The organism is Polyangiaceae bacterium, from assembly GCA_015075635.1.
Classification (GTDB): Bacteria; Myxococcota_A; Polyangia; order Polyangiales; family Polyangiaceae; genus JADJKB01.
The window spans coordinates 1,808,760-1,826,089 of the sequence record JABTUA010000002.1 but is presented as its reverse complement, the minus strand read 5'-3'; the positions used below and the strand labels follow the sequence as shown (position 1 = coordinate 1,826,089).

Annotated in this window: 16 protein-coding genes and 1 riboswitch; of the genes, 8 read left to right on the top strand and 8 right to left on the bottom strand. The window is 68.4% G+C overall.

Going from position 1 to position 17,330, the window contains the following annotated elements:
* Positions 1 to 147: 147 nt before the first annotated feature.
* Together HS104_24440 and HS104_24435 are read right to left on the bottom strand one after the other, a co-directional pair.
* Complete coding sequence (locus HS104_24440) at positions 148 to 1,398, bottom strand: methionine adenosyltransferase (GenBank protein MBE7483109.1); 1,251 nt, start codon at positions 1,396 to 1,398, stop codon at positions 148 to 150.
* A 139-nt stretch (positions 1,399 to 1,537) separates the two neighbouring features.
* A complete protein-coding gene (locus HS104_24435) occupies positions 1,538 to 4,171 on the bottom strand; it encodes a response regulator (protein MBE7483108.1) in 2,634 nt (877 codons plus the stop codon).
* A gap of 51 nt (positions 4,172 to 4,222) precedes the next feature.
* On the opposite strand from HS104_24435, the gene HS104_24430 reads away from it, so the two are divergent.
* On the top strand, positions 4,223 to 5,236 hold the full coding sequence (locus HS104_24430; GenBank protein ID MBE7483107.1) for an alpha/beta fold hydrolase: 1,014 nt from the start codon (positions 4,223 to 4,225) through the stop codon (positions 5,234 to 5,236).
* On the opposite strand, the gene HS104_24425 is transcribed toward HS104_24430, so the two are convergent.
* Positions 5,237 to 5,608 carry a hypothetical protein gene (locus HS104_24425; GenBank protein MBE7483106.1) on the bottom strand — a complete coding sequence of 124 codons (372 nt, stop codon included), beginning with the start codon at positions 5,606 to 5,608 and terminating at the stop codon, positions 5,237 to 5,239.
* 83 nt (positions 5,609 to 5,691) lie between these two features.
* Here HS104_24425 and HS104_24420 point away from each other — a divergent pair, with 83 nt between their 5' ends.
* The 4 genes from HS104_24420 to HS104_24405 all read left to right on the top strand — a co-directional run bounded on the left by HS104_24420 (position 5,692) and on the right by HS104_24405 (position 7,811).
* Positions 5,692 to 6,741 carry a heparin lyase I family protein gene (locus tag HS104_24420; protein MBE7483105.1) on the top strand — a complete coding sequence of 350 codons (1,050 nt, stop codon included), beginning with the start codon at positions 5,692 to 5,694 and terminating at the stop codon, positions 6,739 to 6,741.
* A 412-nt stretch (positions 6,742 to 7,153) separates the two neighbouring features.
* Positions 7,154 to 7,384 (top strand): hypothetical protein, encoded by a 231-nt coding sequence (locus HS104_24415; GenBank protein ID MBE7483104.1) that lies wholly within the window; start codon positions 7,154 to 7,156, stop codon positions 7,382 to 7,384.
* Positions 7,377 to 7,553: a hypothetical protein gene (locus HS104_24410; GenBank protein ID MBE7483103.1), complete on the top strand. Its 177-nt coding sequence runs from the start codon at positions 7,377 to 7,379 to the stop codon at positions 7,551 to 7,553. Before HS104_24415 ends, HS104_24410 begins: the two co-directional genes overlap by 8 nt.
* A gap of 27 nt (positions 7,554 to 7,580) precedes the next feature.
* A complete protein-coding gene (locus HS104_24405) occupies positions 7,581 to 7,811 on the top strand; it encodes a hypothetical protein (GenBank protein ID MBE7483102.1) in 231 nt (76 codons plus the stop codon).
* A 9-nt stretch (positions 7,812 to 7,820) separates the two neighbouring features.
* On the opposite strand, the gene HS104_24400 is transcribed toward HS104_24405, so the two are convergent.
* The gene (locus HS104_24400) at positions 7,821 to 8,246 is read right to left on the bottom strand and encodes a hypothetical protein (protein MBE7483101.1); all 426 of its coding nucleotides are present in this window, start codon (positions 8,244 to 8,246) and stop codon (positions 7,821 to 7,823) included.
* Positions 8,247 to 9,051: 805 nt separating this feature from the next.
* Here HS104_24400 and HS104_24395 point away from each other — a divergent pair.
* Positions 9,052 to 12,507: a hypothetical protein gene (locus tag HS104_24395; GenBank protein MBE7483100.1), complete on the top strand. Its 3,456-nt coding sequence runs from the start codon at positions 9,052 to 9,054 to the stop codon at positions 12,505 to 12,507.
* Complete coding sequence (locus tag HS104_24390) at positions 12,508 to 14,583, top strand: hypothetical protein (protein MBE7483099.1); 2,076 nt, start codon at positions 12,508 to 12,510, stop codon at positions 14,581 to 14,583. It abuts the gene before it with no gap.
* Positions 14,584 to 14,670: 87 nt separating this feature from the next.
* Here the strand turns inward: HS104_24390 and HS104_24385 are convergent, their stop codons facing one another.
* Entirely contained in the window at positions 14,671 to 14,886 is a 216-nt protein-coding gene (locus HS104_24385) for a hypothetical protein (GenBank protein ID MBE7483098.1), read from the bottom strand.
* A gap of 166 nt (positions 14,887 to 15,052) precedes the next feature.
* A riboswitch (SAM riboswitch) is annotated at positions 15,053 to 15,143 on the top strand.
* A gap of 5 nt (positions 15,144 to 15,148) precedes the next feature.
* Here HS104_24385 and HS104_24380 point away from each other — a divergent pair.
* On the top strand, positions 15,149 to 15,700 hold the full coding sequence (locus HS104_24380; GenBank protein MBE7483097.1) for a hypothetical protein: 552 nt from the start codon (positions 15,149 to 15,151) through the stop codon (positions 15,698 to 15,700).
* Positions 15,701 to 16,269: 569 nt separating this feature from the next.
* On the opposite strand, the gene HS104_24375 is transcribed toward HS104_24380, so the two are convergent.
* Genes HS104_24375 through HS104_24365 form a run of 3 tightly spaced genes read right to left on the bottom strand, consistent with a single transcriptional unit; the run spans position 16,270 to position 17,329 of the window.
* Positions 16,270 to 16,605 carry a hypothetical protein gene (locus HS104_24375; GenBank protein MBE7483096.1) on the bottom strand — a complete coding sequence of 112 codons (336 nt, stop codon included), beginning with the start codon at positions 16,603 to 16,605 and terminating at the stop codon, positions 16,270 to 16,272.
* Positions 16,602 to 17,042, bottom strand: a complete 441-nt coding sequence (locus HS104_24370; GenBank protein MBE7483095.1) for a hypothetical protein — start codon at positions 17,040 to 17,042, stop codon at positions 16,602 to 16,604. Before HS104_24370 ends, HS104_24375 begins: the two co-directional genes overlap by 4 nt.
* A 41-nt stretch (positions 17,043 to 17,083) precedes the next feature.
* Positions 17,084 to 17,329, bottom strand: coding sequence for a hypothetical protein (locus HS104_24365; GenBank protein MBE7483094.1), 246 nt, complete (start codon positions 17,327 to 17,329; stop codon positions 17,084 to 17,086).
* Between the last annotated feature and the right edge of the window lies 1 nt (position 17,330).

Genomic DNA, 17,330 nt, shown 5'->3' with positions numbered 1-17,330 from the left:
GGCAGGGGACCCACTGTCACGCAGGTCCCCACATGGACACACAGGGAGAAGACTAGCTCAGACGGAATTTTCCGAGCTGGGTGGACGTCCTGCCTCCGTGCGGCGTCCCAGCACCGGGGGCGGGGACGGGGGCGGGGACGGGAGACGCTACGCGCGGGCTTGGGCGCCGCCCTTGGCCTTGGCCCGGGCGGGCTTCTTCTTGCCGTGCCCGTTCGAGCCGTTCGCGACCTTCTTCGCCTTGCCGGGCAGGAGGTCGTCGGCCATCTGCTTCGCGCGCTCGGTGCTCTCCCAGCTGAACTCCTTGCGCCCGAAGTGACCGTAGGCGGCGGTCTTGCCGTAGATGGGGCGCAAGAGGTCGAGCTCCTCGATCAGCGCCTTCGGGCGCATGTCGAACTTTTCCGCCACGTACTTCTGCAAGACCTCGTCGGCGACGACGCCGGTGCCGAAGGTGTGCACGTACACGCCCACCGGACGCGCCACGCCGATCGCGTAGGCGACCTGCACCTCGACCTTGCGGGCGAGCTTCGCGGCGACGATGTTCTTGGCGACGTAACGCGCGTAGTAGCAAGCGGAGCGATCGACCTTGCTCGGATCCTTGCCGCTGAAGGCGCCGCCGCCGTGCCGGCCCATCCCGCCGTAGGTGTCCACGATGATCTTGCGGCCGGTGAGGCCCGCGTCGCCGAACGGCCCGCCGATGACGAAGCGCCCGGTCGGGTTGATGAAGTACTTGGTGTTCTTGTCGAGCAGGCTCGCCGGCAGGCTCTTCTTCACGCAGAGCTCCATCACGGCTTCCTTGAGCGTCTTGTACTTCACGTCGGCGCTGTGCTGCGTGGAGACCACGACGGCGTCGATGCGCTTAGGGCGGTCGTCCTCGTACTCGATGGTGACCTGGCTCTTGCTGTCCGGCCGGAGGAAGTCCACCTTGCCGGCCTTGCGCACGTCCGCCAGCTTCTTCACCAGATGGTGCGCGTACATGATCGGGGCAGGCATCAGCTCCGGGGTCTCGTCACAGGCGTAGCCGAACATCAGGCCCTGATCGCCGGCGCCCTGCTCCTTGTGCAGACCCTCGCCCTCGGTCACGCCCTGGCTGATGTCCGGGGACTGCGGCTCGATGGCGGCCAAGATACCGCAGGTGTCGGCGTCGAAGCCCATGTCCGAGCTGGTGTAGCCGATGTCGCGGATCACGCCGCGGGCCAGCTTCCCGAAGTCCAGGTCGGCGGTGGTGGTGATCTCGCCGGCCACGACCACGAAGCCCGTCTTGCACAGCGTCTCGCAGGCCACGCGGCTCCGGGGGTCGCGTTTCAAGCAGGCGTCCAAGACGGCGTCGGAGATCTGATCGCACATCTTGTCGGGGTGGCCTTCGCTGACGGACTCGGACGTGAAGAGGTAACGGCTCATGTTGGCTCTCGTGTGAAGCGTGCTCGGTCTCTCGCGTTCGCCGGTGGCCGGTAGTGCCCACGGGCGCGCGAAGCGGCGCACCCTAGCACCGCTCGGCGGAGCCGGCGCGGCAAAACTGCGAGGCGGGGAACCCGTCGATTTACCCGGACTTCCGCTTGGCGAGCAGCGAGTCCAGCGCCCGCACCAGCTCGCCGGCGTCGGCGGGCTTGGTCAGGTAGAGGTCCGCGCCCGCGTCCATGCCGCGCAGCGTGTCGATGCGCGCGTCCTTGCTGGTGACCATCACGATCGGCACCTTCTCGTAGCGCGGATCCTTGCGCAGCGCGCGCGTCAGCTCGTAGCCGTCGAGCTTGGGCATCATCACGTCGGTGCTGACGGCGTCGAACTGCTCGGCGCGCGCCCGCTCCAGCGCGACGGCGCCGTCCTCGGCGGCCACCACGTCGAAGCCCGCGCGGCTGAGCTCGCGACGGATGGCCTCGCGGATGACGTCGCTGTCTTCCGCGACCAGCACCTTCGCGCGCGACTTGGAGCGCACGGCCGGACGCAGCGGCGCGGCCCGCGTGGCGGCGGGCTCGCGGGCACGGCGGGCGACCTCGAGCAGGTCCACCACCAGGAGCACGCGGTCGCCGATCAGGGTGGCGCCCGCGGCGCAGGTCGCGCCCGCCAGGAGCGGGCCCAGCGACTTGATCACGACCTCGTGCCGGCCGAGCAGCTGCTGCACTGACAGGCCCAGGCGATCGGAGCCGACGTCCACGATGACCACCGCGCTCTCTCCGGCGTCCGCCAGCGAGCCGTCGTTGGTGAGCCCGAGCACGTCGCACAGATCGACGACGGGGACGAGCTGCTCGTTGACGCGCAGGCAGACGCCGTCGGCCACGTTCTCGAGATCGCCCGCGCGCAGCGTCTCCCCGCTGACCACGGCGTCGAGCGGGATGGCCACCAGCTCGCCGCCCACCCGCGCGGCGAGAACCTGCGTGATGGCCAGGGTCAGCGGCAGGCGGAGCTCCATCCGCGTGCCCCGGCCGAGCTCCGACGAGATCACGATGCTGCCCTTGAGCTTGCCGATGGCGTCGCGCACCACGTCCATGCCGACGCCGCGACCGGAGACGTCCGAGACCTGGCTCGCGGTGGAGAAACCGGCGCGGAAGATCAGGTCGAAGCTCCCGCGGTCGTCGAGCGCCGCGGCCTCCTCCGGGCTCAGGATGCCCTTCTCGATGGCCTTCTGGCGCAGGCGCTCGGGATCCATGCCGCCGCCGTCGTCGCTGATGGTCACCACGATCTGACCGCCGCGCTGGTGGGCGGCGAGGCGCACCAGACCCGCCCGGGGCTTGCCTCGCGCCGCGCGCACGTCCGGCAGCTCCACTCCGTGGTCCACCGCGTTCCGCACCAGGTGAAGCAGCGGATCCTCCAGGCGCTCGACCAGCACCTTGTCGAGCTCGGTGTCGGCGCCTTCGAGCTCGACGCGCACCTCTTTGCCCAGCTTGCTGCCGAGCTCGCGCACCGTGCGCTGGTACTTGGTGAACAGGCGCGCGATGGGCACCATGCGGAGCTTCATCACGTTGTCGCGGAGCTGCCCCACCGCGAGGCCCAGGCCGCCGAGCCCCGCGTCCAGATCGCTCCAGGTCTCGCGCAGCACGCGCTCGGTGCGCTGCAAGTCGTCGAGCGCGCCGGCGGTGCCGGGACGGCCGCTCTCTGCGGGGAGCACCAGCGCGAGCTTCTTCCGGAGCTGGCTCACCTCGCGCAAGAGCGCGCCCTGCACCTCGGCGGCGGTGGAGAGCCGGCCGCGGGCGAGCACGACCTCGCCGACCAGGTTCAGGAGCTGGTCCACCTTCTCGAACTCGATGCGCAGCGTGCTGGCGGCCGCGGGGGCAGCGGCTGGGGCTGGTGCGGCGGCCTCCCGGGGCTTTTCCGCGCTCGGGGCCGCCTCGGCGACGGGCTTGGGGGCGGCGGCGCCCTTGGGCGCCTTCGGATCCTTCAGGCGGCGGAGCAGATCGCTCACGTCCACGTCGATGGGCGCGCGCGCTCGCGCTCGCTCGACGATGGCGCGCAGCGCGTCGAGCGTCTCCAGCAGCAAGTCGACCAGCGCGCGATCGCAGCTCCGCTTGCCGTCGCGCAGCTCGCCGATCAGATCTTCGGCCAGGTGCGCGACGCGGTTCAGCTTCTTCAGCCCGGCGAAGGCGCTGCCGCCTTTGAGCGTGTGCAGGTCGCGGAAGACCTCGCTGACCAGCTCCTTGTTGTCGCTCTGCTCCTCGAGCACGAGCAGGCGCTCCGCCAGCCCGTCGAGGCGCTCGCCGCACTCGTCGAGGAAAGCGGCCACCATGTCCTCGGCCAGCGCCGGCACCCAGTGCGTCTCGTCGTCCGCGGGCACCGGAGCGGCGGCGGCGGGGCCCGCCGCCGGCTCCGCGGCGCTCGGTTCCTCGCTCTCGCCGACTGCCGCTCGAAGCTCCGCGGCGCGGGCGAGGAGCGCGGCCTCGTCCACGCGCGCGCCCGACTCGTCGCCGTGGCTCAGCGCCTCGATGCTCTCCTCCAGCGTGTCGAGCCCGCGCTCCTGCTCGGCGCGGGGCGCCCCCGGCGAGTACGCCAGCGCCCGGGCCAGAGCGGTGATGCCGTCGGCGCCGAGCAGAGCGGCGTCGACCGCGAAGGGGACGAGCGCCGCGCACAGCTCCCGCGCCCGCTCCTCGGGCTCGGCGAGCTCGAGCGCGGAGCGCGCGGCGCCGATGCGAGCCGGCGCGAGCGCCAGAAACAGCTCGTAGATCTCGGCAGACCCCGCGCTCACGGTGGACGCACGCTAGCACTCATTGGGCAGCGCCATATAATCCCCGTCCCCATGGGCTACGGAAAGAGCGCCGATCGCGTGGCAGGGGCCCTGTCCCGCCTGCTCCACGTGCGCGGGGCCAAGCAGAACACCATCGGCTACCTGCACCCGTACCTGGATCTGCCGCCGCCTCAGCTCTTCCCGGAGCCGCGTCCCATCAGCGACCTACGCATGCGCCGGACGCTCGTGGACCGCGCCCTCCGCACCTCCACTCTGAGCTGGACCAGCACGCACGAGGTGATCTGTCCGCGCTACCGCTCGCGCCACGAGCACGAGTACGCGGCCAACCTGAAGGCGCAGGCGCGCTGGATCCGTCCGGCGGGCGCGCCGCGCACGACCTGCCTGATCTACGTGCACGGCTGGCTGGAGCCGGGCTCCTGGGCGGAGGAGACCACGCTGTTCCGCAAGTGGGCGAAGGAGCTCGACACGGACATCGTGCACGTCGCGCTGCCCTTTCACGGCTCGCGCAAACCCAAGGAGGCGCTGTTCAGCGGCGAGTTCTTCTGGACCGCCGATCTGGTGCGCTCGATGGAGGGCGTGCGCCAGGCCGTGTGCGACGTGCGCTCGGTGATGACCTGGCTGCGGGGCCAGGGCTACTCGCGCATCGGCGTGACCGGAATCAGCCTGGGCGGAGCCATCACCATGTTGCTGGCGTGTCTCGCGCCGCTACCGGATTTCATCGTGCCGATCATCTCGCACCTGGAGCTCGAGTCCGCGGTGGAGGAGGCGCCGATCCTCTGGCGCATGAAGCAAGATCTCGAGCGCTGGGGCGTGGACGCCGAGCAGCGGAAGGATCTGTTCCGCCGCCTGGGTCTGTCGAGCTACCGGCCGCTGCTCGCGCCGGAGCGCCAGCTCTGGATCCAGGCGCGCGAGGACGTGTACATCGACGCCGATCTGGCCGAGGCGCAGTGGCGGCAGTGGGGCGAGCCACCCGTGCTCTGGATCGAGGGCGGACACATGACGTTCCCGCTCCACGTCGACGCGATCACCAAGCGCATCGACGGGTTCCTGAAGACGTTGCCGTAGTCAGGGCTGACACGCCGGACACGCCGACTTCGCGCAGGCTCGCAGCGCCTTCGCGGTCGAGCCCGCCGAGACCTCGAGGGTCGACCAGCACCCGCTCGCGGGCAGGCACTTGTCGAAGCAGTCCTTCTGGTCGAACTGCCCCTGCAAGCAAGCGGGCACTGCGTCGCACGCCTTCAGCTCGGGCACGCACGCGGTGGTCAGGCAGTTGGCGCAAGCCGTGAAGTCCACGCAGCCCGCGTCGCTCGTGCCCCCGCCGCTGCCCGCCGCCCCCGCGGTGCCGCCGCTCCCGCTGCCGCCGGTGCCCTCACTGCCGCCGTCGTCGCTCGAGCAAGACACGGAGAGGGAGCAGAGCAGGAGGAGCAGACGCCGCATGCCGTGCTGAGCCTAGATCACGTCGCATGCCCAGGCGACACGGGTCGCTCGACGCGCACCAGGCGCGGGCGTAGCCTCGAGGCGTGGCGTGGTCGGAGCAGACAATCGCGCTCGTGCTCGGTGCGGCGCTCGGCCTCGCGTGCAGCTCGGGCGGCGACGACGGAGGCGGCGGAGAGTCCGGCGGCGGGGGCAGCGCGGGCTCGACGGGCGGCGGCGCGGGGACGGGCGGCGCAGCAGGCGGCGGCGGCAGCGGCGGCTCGACGGGCGGCGCGGCCGGTGCAGGCGGCGACGCCGGCGGCAGCGGCGGCGCGACCGGCGGCGCGGGCGGCGGCAGTGGCAGTGGCGGAAGCGGGGGAGCGGTGGTGGGGAGCCCCGGCCTCTACACCCAGTCCGTGTTCGAGATGGACTTCGCACAGGGGACGAACGGCAGGTACCGAGCGAACGGCGGCGGCTGGCAGGACTTCGGTCCATGGAGCGGCGCGGGCACGAACGGAGGCTGGTCGAACGCCGGAGTCTACGTCCAGACCACGAACGCGAACCGGACCGAGCTCGTCCCGAACGCGCACGGTCCCGGCTCGGTGCTCCGCACCTGGATCCAGGCCGGCGACCAGTGGAAGTCGAGCGCGACCTACCCGCGCACCGAGCTCACCAGCAGCTTCACGGGCAGCGTTCCCTTCGGCAGCGAGTGGCGGATGGAGTTTCCGTTCTACGTGACCGGAGACGTCGCCAACACGGGCGACAGCATCATCGGCTTTCAGTTCCACCACAACGGCAACACCGGCTCGCCGCCCTTCTCGCTCTCGCTCAACCAGGGCGCGCTTCGGTTCTCGCTCCGGCAGGTCCCGACCGGCGGGACCACCCTGCACACTCCCATCTTCCCGCTGCAGGCCGACACGGTGGTCGAGCTGGTCTTCGAGGTGAAGTTCGGGTACGCGACCGACGGCGCCTACGTGCGGCTCTGGGCCAACGGCACTCAGTACGTGAACATCACCGACAAGAACGTCGGCTACCCCGACCTGGAGCCGAACGCCGGCTACTGGAAGTTCTGCTCGCTCTACGACTGGGGCAATCAGGTGAACGGCACGCGGAGCGTCTTTTCCGGCCCGGTCTTCAAGCTCTTGAGGAAGCCGTAGGCGAGGGGAACCTCTAGAGCCAACTTCGAGACTCGAGCTCGAGACCTACGGTTTACGAAACGACCGCGTGAACGACGGTGTCGCGACGGCGGAGAATGGCGCGGATGCAGCGGGGGTGTGCAGCAAGCTCCGCAGCACCGATCTCCGTTGCGAGCGAACTGACACCCGCGGCCGAGTCGTGTGGCCCGTGCAGCCCTTTCTCCGGCGTCCCTCATGGTCTTTGCGCTCGTGGACCCAGCCGACGGCTCATCGAGCGGCTGAGCGTCGCGGCGACGGCCAGCCTCGGCTGAACGTGGGATGCGGTCGCGCGCCTGGGTGGTCGGCTCATCGAGCGGCTGAGCGTCGCGGCGACGGCCAGCCTCGGCTGAACGTGGGATGCGGTCGCGCGCCTGGGTGGTATCATGAGGCCGTCATGGCCCAGCCCAGGCCCACTCCAGAGCCCGTCGTCGTTCCCGAGTCGCTCAAACCCTTGGTGGAGCAGCTCGCCAAGCTACAGCCCAGCGACCGCGACCTCGTGGTGCGTGCCGCCGAATCCAGCCCGCGCTACAGGCCCGTCACCTGGGAGCTTCTCGAAGCGGCCCGAGGCGTCGTGAGCCTCGGCGGCGACGCCGTGGAGGACTGCAAGGCGCTCTACGATGGCTGAAGTCGTTCTCGACGCCAACGTCATCGTGGGTTGGCTCGACAAGGCGGACCTCCACAACGCTCGCGCCACGGAGCTCATCGACGGGCTGAAGCGTGACGGTCACGTGGCCTTGCTCTTTGACGTCTTCGTGGCCGAGGCCGTTTCAGTGATCTGCCGGCGGGCTCAATAGCGGCGCTCGAAGTCCACCGATCTGTCGATGGCCACTTCGGTCGTGCGCCGTTGGCACGAAGCCGGACAGATTGCTCCTGTCAGCGGCGACGTCGGCCGCCGCTTTGGTGCGATCATGGACGTCGTCGAGGCATCGGCCGGCGCGCTGAACTTCAACGATGCGCTCCTGGTCGTGCTGCAACGCGAGGGCGCAATCGGGGACGTGGCTTCGTTCGACAGGGCGCTCGATACGGCCGAAGGCTTTCGTCGCCTCGGCTGATTTTCGCGGTCAGTCGTCGTCCGCTCGATGCCTCGTCGCCTCCTCGTCCACCCAGTCCTCCTCCTGCCAGCTCATCCCCTTCCGCCCCGGCACCTTCCTCGTTGCGCCCGCCCGGTAGAGCGAGCACGACTTCGGCCCGTAACAGGGTGTTTCGGCTCTCCACTTCACGTTGGTCGGCTTCCACTGGTCGATGATCATCTCGACGGCCATCTTCGCGCCCCACCTGCAGGAGCGGCACTTCCCCTCGTACGTTTTCGGATCGAGCCGGCGATGGCCACGTGCTCGGTACACTTCGAGCGCAGGCGGGACGTCGAGCCACGGCGGCGGCGATGAAAGGTTCGCCGCCGGCCGGTTCCTCACCTCGAGCTTCGCGGTCTTGTACAACCCGGCAATCTCGGTGCGCGGATCCTCCACGGGCTCCGACTCGCCCGACACCTGGTCGCCCGCGCGGAAGCGGCCGCAACGGTAACACCGACCTGGAGGTCATGCGGAAGGCGGTCGAGAGCATCAAGCTCGACCTCCGGACCGTTGCGATTGCTGCACCGGTGCAGCAAGCGGTCCGGGATTCCGCTGCAATCTCCTGGAGCCAGCTTCGAGACTTGAACTCGAGACCTACGGTTTACGAAAGGGTGGCGCTCAGCGGACACGAGCGGGCGGAAGAGTGTCAGCGAGTGCCACGTGGAGAAAGTGCGGTGGAGCGCCGGTGTCCGGTGGTGGCCGCGGGTGTCACTCTGGTGGGCGCGGCGGGCAACGGTTTGGCGGCGAAGTCGGTTGCTGCACATGCAGCATGGGTGCGCAGCAAGATCGAGGAGGTGGTGCGGCTGCTCGATGATGGGGATGTGGGTGGCGCGCGACAGCTGCTCGGGGAAATTCTTGAATCGTAGTCGTCGGGCCTTTGGGCATGTGGGCAAGCCGAAGGCTTGTCCAAGCGGGTGTGGGCAAGCAGCGCGGGCAAGCGGGGTTCATCGCCGAGCAGTGGTGCTTGCCCAAGGCGGCGCAAGCCGCCGGCACCCGTGGCATGGCCATGGGCCTGCCCATCATCCTCCCGCAAGGGAGTCGTAGGTTCCAATCGCGGGTCGCCTATGCGCAACCCCTTCGCTTGATCGGCGTCAACTCGCAGTCGTGCGCACGAAGCGCCGCGCTCCCGAGCATTCGCGGCTTCCTGCGACGGCCCTTGTCGCACGATTTCGCCGTCTCCGCGATCGGTGTAGCTTCCTGCGTTCCAGGGAGGCGCTTCGCAATGGACACCGGGGAAATGCTCGAGCGACTCATCCCGCTCTTCGAGGAAGGCGGGCGCTTCCATGGCCGGTACCGCCTGTCGGGTGAACCTGACCAAGCGCCGACAGAAATAGTCCCGAACGCGATCTGGGAAGTGCCGATCTTCCCTGAGGGTGCCGCCACGTGCGACCTGCTGCGCGTGTACGGATTCGACACGACCGCGGGACCATTGCTTCACGCACACTGGCGAAACGAGACCCGTGCGCTCCTGAGGCTCAGCACGCGCGGCCATCGGGCGCTGCCGCGACTCCGGGAAGCCGAGTACATCCACGGGCTGGAGCTCGGCTACCTGATCGTGGCCGACTCCGGCGTCGAGCTGGCTGAACAGCAGGACTTGCTCGAAGCCCTCGGAGCGGATCGAAAGCGCGCGTTCTTGGCGTATTTTGCGATAGTCGAAGCGGTCGCCGCGATGCACGAAGAGGGGCTGCTTCACCGGAACCTTTCGCTTCAGGCGCTTCGCGTCGCCGACGAACAGGGCTCGTTGGTTGTCGATGGCTTTCAAATGTCGTCCTTTGTCTCGGCGTGGTTTCGACCAAGGCCTGACATGCGCACGCCAGCGTTGGCGCCGACCGAAGTAACCTCTCGGTGGATGCTCGCCCCCGAGCGCCTCGCAGTGGTTGAGGGACTGCCAGCACAGGACGTGGAAACCTACGCGACCGATGTGTTCAGCCTCGGAATGGTGGGTATCGCCCTGCTCGCTGGTCCACTGGCGCCACCACACGAGACGTACTCGCCGGAAGCCCATCGCCGATGGGCGGAAGAACGCCGGACACAGCTCCGCCAGGCCCAGCTCCCAACGACCCTGGAGCGCCTGCTGGACGCGATGACTGCGACTGACCGCCGGAACCGCGTACCGAGCGGCGTGGCCGCGCACGATCTTCTGTCGACGGCGTATGGCGCGATCCTGGGGGACCTCGAGTGGCGGGCCGGCGACGAGGCGCCAGCCTACGAGTTGCTCTACCTCTCCGAATCGATCGATCGCCTCTACACCGACGGACGCGCACAGTCGCATCCCTCCGACCCGGACTTCAGGGAGTACAACGAGCTCATCGAGAATGACCTCGCGCGCGCGGTACTCGCGTGGGCCCCCGACGGCTTCGAGCCCTGGGAGCGGCGCGGCGATCGGGCGATTGCCGCCGCGGCGAAAGTGGTCCTTCTCGGACGCGCGTACGCATACTTCTGCCAGCACCTCGACCACAACCGGCCCGGGGAGGACCGCGCTCGGCTCGTGGTGAAGCACATGCTGCCGGTAGATCGGGCGGGCGTACTCCGGCGCGCTCCGCGCCAAAGGGCCGCGCCGCGGGTGATGTGCTCGTACTTGTCCGCGGTGCCCGCACGGGGTCGCCGCCCGGCGAGACCGGCAGGCACGGGGGCCTGGAGCGACCTCGTGCCCACTGTCCAGTACGACGGCGGGCGGAGCGTTCAGGACCCCGTCCTTGCCACCGCGCGTTGGCTCGTGGATGTTCAGCGGGCTGACCTTCGTCGGCGATGGTTTTCCGTCACCCGGGAGCATGAGCAAGGGGACCTCATCTTCCTGCGAGCTGTGGAAACTCCACCGACCGCATCCGACGATGCGCAGGGCGCGTTCGATCGGCTCTGGGCGACGGTTTCGCCACAGGAGCCCATGGGCCAGGTGTTCGGGGACCTGGCCCGCAGGGCTGCAGAGGCAGACGAATCGCTGAAGTTCTGGCTGAAGTTGCAGCCCGGGGACCGGGAGCCCATCGCCAGGCTGCAATTTGAGCGCGTACTGGATCCGTATGCCTGCGCTTTTCGCGTTGAGAGCGCTGTGCTTGGCCTCCCGGACGCGGGCTGGCTAATGCCCGACGACACCGGAACTCTCTCGAATCTCTCGCGGCAGACCGACGCGATACACGAGGTGGAGCAGCGGTATGGTCACCTTGCTGCCCAGGTTCGATCGCCGCGGGCGGTTCGCATCCCGTCGCAGTTGGCTCCGTCTACCATCACCGCCGACGACACTCAGCAGCTGCTCGAAAGGATTCACGAAACCTGGCCAATCTTCGCCCTTCAGGGCCCCCCCGGTACCGGCAAGACATATACAGCTGTTGAACTGGTCAGGCGGCTCGTCGCGGAGGACCCGTTCGCTCGCGTTCTCGTGTCCGCGCAGAGCCATCACGCCCTCGACAACCTGTTGGAAGGGGTCATCGATCGAGTCGATGGTCTCTCGGCGCTCCGAATCGCAAGCGCAGGGACGATCGACAGTGTGAGCCCCCGCGCGAGGGACTACCTCCTCGCGTCTCGCGCCGCGATGCTCCTGCGGGAGATCTCCGAGGCGAAGACTCCCCACGGTCGCATGCGTTCTCTGGTTTCCGAGTGGCGGAATCGGGCAAGTTCAGGAGACGTTGAGCTTCGCGCTGATTTCCTGCGACGCCTGCCGCGCGCGTCGAGTCTCGTGTTCGCCACATCCGGACAAGCCACGCACGAGGCGCTTGGCAGCTCTCGCGGGGCGAGTTCTTTCGACTGGGTAATCATCGAGGAAGCGGCGCGCGGGTGGATCACAGAGTTCTTCATTCCCATGGTTCATGGCGCCCGGTGGTGCCTCGTCGGCGACCACGCTCAACTGAAAGCCCATCGGCAGGACGAGCTGGAGCGTCTGCTCCAACGTGACATCGACGACCAAATCACGGCTGAAGCCGTCGGCGCCAGGCCGACGCCTGAGTGGCGTCGTTACCTTCGCCACTTCGATCACCTCATGACGGTCGCTACTGGTCGGCGTGATCCGCCAAGGGGCGCCCTGCGCGTCCAGCGACGCATGCATCCCGACATCGCCGGCCTGATCTCGGAGGCGTTCTATCCGGACCTTGGCATCGAAACGGCCGACGAAGTTCGTCACGAGCGAGAGCACGGCATCACGGTCGCGCCATACTCGGGGACCGCTCTCGTGTGGATAGACACGAGCTCTCTGAAGGAGAACTCGTACGAGAATTCGGATGGTGGGCTCATGAACCTGTGTGAGTGGCGTGCGATCGACTACTTCTTTCGCAATCGCGTCGGGACGGTCAGAGCCTTCGACGCGCGGATCCCCTCGCTCGCTGTCCTCTCCCCCTACAAGAGGCAACGGCGCCTCCTTGAAGAAAAGCTGGGGCTTGAGGAAGGCACGGTCCGGACAGTCGATTCCTACCAGGGACGGCAGGCCGAGGTGGTCGTTGTCAGCCTCGTACGTAGCAACCCGATCGAGGAGACGAGCAAGGCAATCGGATTCCTCGATGATCCCTCGCGGGTCAACGTCATGTTCAGCCGTGCTCGACGTCTTCTGATCGTCGTCGGCTGCCTCGAGCACTTTGCAGGGCACGGCAAGGGAACGTTCTGGGAGGCGGTGGTGACCTACTTCCGGAGCGAGCGTCGCTTCGTGATAGATGCAGCCGCGGCAGGGTTCCGCCACGTGCGAGGGAGAGCGTAGATGCAATCAGTGCTGATTCCCTGCAGGACCTTCGAAGTTGAGGTCGTGCTAGGCCCGCATGACGGGCTCAGCCTCGTGGAGCAAACAGTCGTGCGGGCGGTTGCGCTGGGCGCGTCGAGAGTCGACCAGATTGCGGCGACGCTCGTGGTCCCAAGTCGAATGGTGCTCGATGTTGCCATCGATCTGCTTGGACGTGGTCTCGTGGACGCGGAGCCCGACGGTACGCTCCATGTCCATGAAAGCGTCCTCACTGCCATTGGCGACCCTGAGCGACCGGAGAAGGATTGGTTCGTCCGCTTCCAGTCGGCCCAGGTCCCCGAGCCTTCAACGGTGCGTCTGGCGCAGGACCTGGTATCGGGCGAGGTCTTCTCAGTGCCTCGAATTCCGCCTCTCGAAAGGCAGCGCTTGCCGCTGATGCCCGAGAACACCACGGTCCCCGCCCCCGACGAGCTACCTGCCGGGGTGTTGCTGACCGCGGTCACACAGGCGATGCGAGCCAGGCGCGCGCGCGACGCGGCAGGCTCCGAGCTCCAAGGTGACCCTCTGCCCCGAGACGCGCGCATCCTGAACGTGCGAGTTCGCCGTGCGAAGGGCCCGACCAACTCTGGAGGGCACGTTGGATCGCAGCGGCTTCTGCTCCAGAGCGTGATCAATGCCACCGAGCGCAGCGAAGATGAACCGCCTCGCGTGACCATCTTGGAGCCGGTCGGCCTACCAACGCTTGTCCGTCGTCGCATCTCGAGTGCGCTCGACGATCTTTGGATGCGTGGATTCGGTCGCGGCTCAGGACAGTTCTTCCAGAAGATCAAGGTTGCTGGGCCATCGACCGAGGAAGATGAGCTGGCGATCGTGGCGCTTCCCACTGCGGTCATCGCTCGTATGGGGGCCCTGCTCGCGAGCGACGCGCCCGACCCCACGACCGTGCACGCCGAGTTCGCCGCGCTCGAAGCACGTGCCCGCCCGGCCGTGGAACTTCTGGCCGCGTATTCTGCGGAACCGACGCTGGTGTCCGCAACAGCCGCCGGATTCCAGGACGCTGCCATTCGTGCCCTCGGCACTGCGAAGCAGCAGGTCGTGCTGGCGTGCCCATGGATCGGCCAGCTAGGAAATCCTGGCCGCATCCAGGAGGCCTTCCGCTCCGCGCTCGAACGCGGGACAAACGTCGTGCTCGTCTGGGGTATCGACACGGGCCCGCCGGTCGTCGATGCAAGCTGGAGATTCTTGCAGCGCCTCGCCGATGATACCCGCCCGTCCTCCGGCAGCCTTATCTTCGCGAGCCGAGGCGCAGGCTCCCATGCGAAGGCGATCGTCTGCGATCTGGAATGGGCGGTCGTTTCGAGCTGCAACTTCCTGAACGCCTCCGGCGACCGAAAGACCAACGAACTGGGCGTTCATCTTCGGTCGGGTCCGGACGGTGTAGTGCCTCTGGGACTGCAAGCGATTCTGGCCTGGATTCGCCGCATCATCCCCGACTATCGGGTCCAGGAGCGCTGCCTCGATGATCCCATGTTGTTCGGTCGCTCCGAGCGGCGCGGTTCAGTCCTGCTCGATGTACAGCCTGTAGCACCGCCAAACCTCCTCTTTGGAGCGACTGGCGTTGCCACCTGGCGCCGTGCTTGCGAGAGCCGAACGAGCTACGTTCGTGGGTTGGCAGCGGCGGCGTCCGGCGCAGCTGTACCCATACACGATGGCGAGCATCGAGAACTCCTAGTCCAAGCTATCAGTGCCGCCACCAAGCGACTCCGGATCAACTCGCACCGAGTGACGACGCGCGGCCTAAGTGAGCCACTGGTCGATGCTCTCGAGCGCGCTGCGCGCAGGGGCGTGGAGGTGCGCGTGATCCACGGCGCGGCGGATCTTGAGCCGGCAGCTCGCTTGCGCCTGGAGCGCCTTGCAAGCTCCGGCATTTCCGTGGAGGCACGGGACACGCACGCAAAGGTTGTCGTCTGCGACGACTGGGCGCTCGTGACGAGCTTCAACTTTCTCAGCGTGGAGCCTGGAACGCGCAGCGCGCGCGAGCTGGGCGTGCAGGTCCACGACCAATCGATGCTCGACGCGCTGTGGACGGCACCCTGAATCCCCGCAGGAAGCGCTCTCGCTCCGCTCCTTGGCATTACCGGCCAGCGCGGCATCCCGAACGGGGGCAATTCGCGGCCACTGTGATCAACGGTCGCAGGTGGCCACCATGAAGACCTCGGTCCACGCCTTGAGTTCGAGTTGGGTGCGCTTCTCCTTCCACACGCCGTCGAGGACCCGGAGCACCTGACCTTCAACGTGCTTAGGGAGAAGTTTCGCGACGGGTGCCACGCAGACGACGGCGATCTCGGCAGCGGTGCGTGAAAGAGCGAGGAAACCGTAGTCGCCGGCCTTCGCCTTCACGACCAGCTCGGCGTCGCCCCGACCCTCGACGAGCGCAGCCTCCTCGCCGACGGCCCAGCCCGCCGCGCACCGCGCTCGTACCGCGCACGTGTGACAGCCGGTGCCGCGGCGGCGCGAGGTGGGTGGCCGGCTGGCTCGATGCCAATCGCGAGCTAAGCTTCTGCGAATCCCATCCAGACGGGCTGAGGGACAAGGCCCCGCGACGCCCGGCCAACCGACCTTCAACGGCACGGTGGCAACGCCTGAATCGATGAGGTCCGGCATGACAGATTTCCAGATCCCGGCCGAGGCGCGCCGCGCGCTGCGCGAGCTCGCCCGCCTGAAGCGCGAACCCGTCCCGACCGCACGGGAGAAACGTCTGGCGCGGCAGCGGCAAGACCGCGAACGTCAACGCCACGAACAGGCCCTCCTCGTCGCCCGTCGGGTGATGGTGTGGGCCAGAGAGCTTGCAGCAACAGGAGCCCTCGCGGGCCTCGGCGACGTCGTGATCCTTCGCGATCAGGTGGGGCGAACCACGACGAGCGTCGCGGTCAACGGCAGCGGAGAGGTCCACCTCAGCGCCGGTAGCTACATGGGCGGAGGATCGTGCCGCTGCACGACTGCGCAGGAGCTGGCGCGGAACTTCGTGCCCCTGGAGCGCGTCGAGACGGCGATCGCCTCCGGCGAGGCGAGGGGTGGCCTGGGCGCGTACGTGCGCGTCTCCGGCGAGCGCATCGAGGCGGCGATCGCCTCCGGCGAAGTGTGGGAGCACCTGGTTCACGCCGTCACGGGTAAGCCGCGGAGGAAGCGGCTCCCCCCGCGCACCGCGAAGTAGCCCCCGGGCGCCGCCTGTCAGTGCGCCCGCAACAGCGTGGCAATCATGCTGCTGAGCCTCGATCCCGGCGATTCTCTCGTCAACCTTCACCGCCGCTTCACCGCCGTTTGCGACTGTTTGCGGTGGCCCGCTCGCACACCTAGCCGCTCGACAATCTTCACCATCGCGAGCGTGTCCATCCTCCGGCCGCGATCGGAACATGGCGTGCGCCAGCGCCAGGTTGTCGTCCGCCAAGTCGTCCGCGCCGGGGACGCGCGCGAGCAGCGTGATCAGGTGCCAGTGGCGCTCGGGCAGGGCGCCAGCCAGGGACAGCACTCTCTCGGGAAAACGCGCCAGGAAGTCGCGGGCGGCCAACGAAGCGCGGGTGGGTCGCCGCGCCGATGCGCCACCGGATGGGCTCTCCCGGTCGGCAACCCCTCCACGGCTGGCCCACGCTTCGAAGCCACGCCCTCGGGTCCGGCCACCCGCGCAGCACGGTCACGCGCGTGTCCTCGAACACGAGGAGCTCGTCGTCCTTCAGCACCCAGCCGCGGCGGAAGAGCGCGTCATCTGATGATGACTCACCGCGCTCATCGCGCGCGCGCCCGCTCCGCCCGGCGCAGCATGATGTCCAGCACACGAAACATCGGGTTTTCGGGCTCCGCCGCGCGGGCGAGCGCGAGCTCCCGCCGGGCCGCGTCGAGGTCGCCAAGCTCCAGGTACGCACGCGCACGGCTCGCTCGGACCGTTGGCCGCAGGCCGTGTCCGACGGGAAGCGCCAGCGCTAGCCGCCCGAGCAGAGGGAGCGCACGCCGATACTCGTGCGCGAGAAACGCGCCCAGCGCCTCATCGTGGAGGGCGAGCAACGCAACCGGGACGGCAGGGCGCGTTGCGAAGGTGATGGGCAGGACTGACGGCTGTTTCATCGCCACCTGGGTTGGCTCACACCCTGGCGCCACGCTCCGGCTGCCCTCACGACATTCGCTTGCCACGGGGCCTCCGGCCAGCGGACGCGTCCGCGAGCCCTGTTCAGGCGATCGAGGTACTCGATGACCGAGCCAGGCTCATTCCCCAAGCCCGCCGTGAGCCGATCGAGCACGCGATCCACCTGCCGCCGAACGAGCTCGAGCTCGGCCGTTGGATCGCGAGGCGGTCCTCCATAGACGAGGTCCTCCAGCTCGACGGCTCCGATGAGCTCGAGCGGCGACGGGTCGTACTCGGGGTTCGCGCCCGCCAGGCAAAGCACGCCGCGCGCTCCTGCGGCGGCGAGCGCCTGCCAGGCTTCGCGCGCGCGACTCGTGGGGTAAGGCATGCCGAACAGCGGCGCCGGGGCGAGCGCCACGCAGTAGAGATTGCGGGGCACGTCAAAGCCGGCGACTCTCGGCATCGCGTCGAGCGCGAGCGTCACCGGCGCGCCGCCGCTTCCGGCCGGTTCGTCTCTTCATTCGTTTCGGTGGCGCTCGCGCGCGGGGCTTCGTCGCGCAGCGCGTTCGTGGTGCGGTGTCCGCTCGCGGGCGACGGCACTGGCGTGCTGCTCAGCGCCGGAGTGCCCCGGGAGGCCGCCGGATCCGCGAAGACCCGGCACATGCGGGCGGTCTCACCCTCGCAGCTCAGTCCCACGAACAACATGATCATCGTCGTCGTCTCCATT

Coding starts and splice junctions, on each gene's coding strand:
- HS104_24440 (MBE7483109.1), bottom strand. CDS start 1,398: ATGAGCCGTTACCTCTTCACGTCCGAGTCCGTCAGCGAAGGCCACCCC.
- HS104_24430 (MBE7483107.1), top strand. CDS start 4,223: ATGGGCTACGGAAAGAGCGCCGATCGCGTGGCAGGGGCCCTGTCCCGC.
- HS104_24425 (MBE7483106.1), bottom strand. CDS start 5,608: ATGCGGCGTCTGCTCCTCCTGCTCTGCTCCCTCTCCGTGTCTTGCTCG.
- HS104_24415 (MBE7483104.1), top strand. CDS start 7,154: ATGGCCCAGCCCAGGCCCACTCCAGAGCCCGTCGTCGTTCCCGAGTCG.
- HS104_24410 (MBE7483103.1), top strand. CDS start 7,377: ATGGCTGAAGTCGTTCTCGACGCCAACGTCATCGTGGGTTGGCTCGAC.
- HS104_24405 (MBE7483102.1), top strand. CDS start 7,581: ATGGCCACTTCGGTCGTGCGCCGTTGGCACGAAGCCGGACAGATTGCT.
- HS104_24395 (MBE7483100.1), top strand. CDS start 9,052: ATGGACACCGGGGAAATGCTCGAGCGACTCATCCCGCTCTTCGAGGAA.
- HS104_24390 (MBE7483099.1), top strand. CDS start 12,508: ATGCAATCAGTGCTGATTCCCTGCAGGACCTTCGAAGTTGAGGTCGTG.
- HS104_24380 (MBE7483097.1), top strand. CDS start 15,149: ATGACAGATTTCCAGATCCCGGCCGAGGCGCGCCGCGCGCTGCGCGAG.
- HS104_24375 (MBE7483096.1), bottom strand. CDS start 16,605: ATGAAACAGCCGTCAGTCCTGCCCATCACCTTCGCAACGCGCCCTGCC.
- HS104_24365 (MBE7483094.1), bottom strand. CDS start 17,329: ATGGAGACGACGACGATGATCATGTTGTTCGTGGGACTGAGCTGCGAG.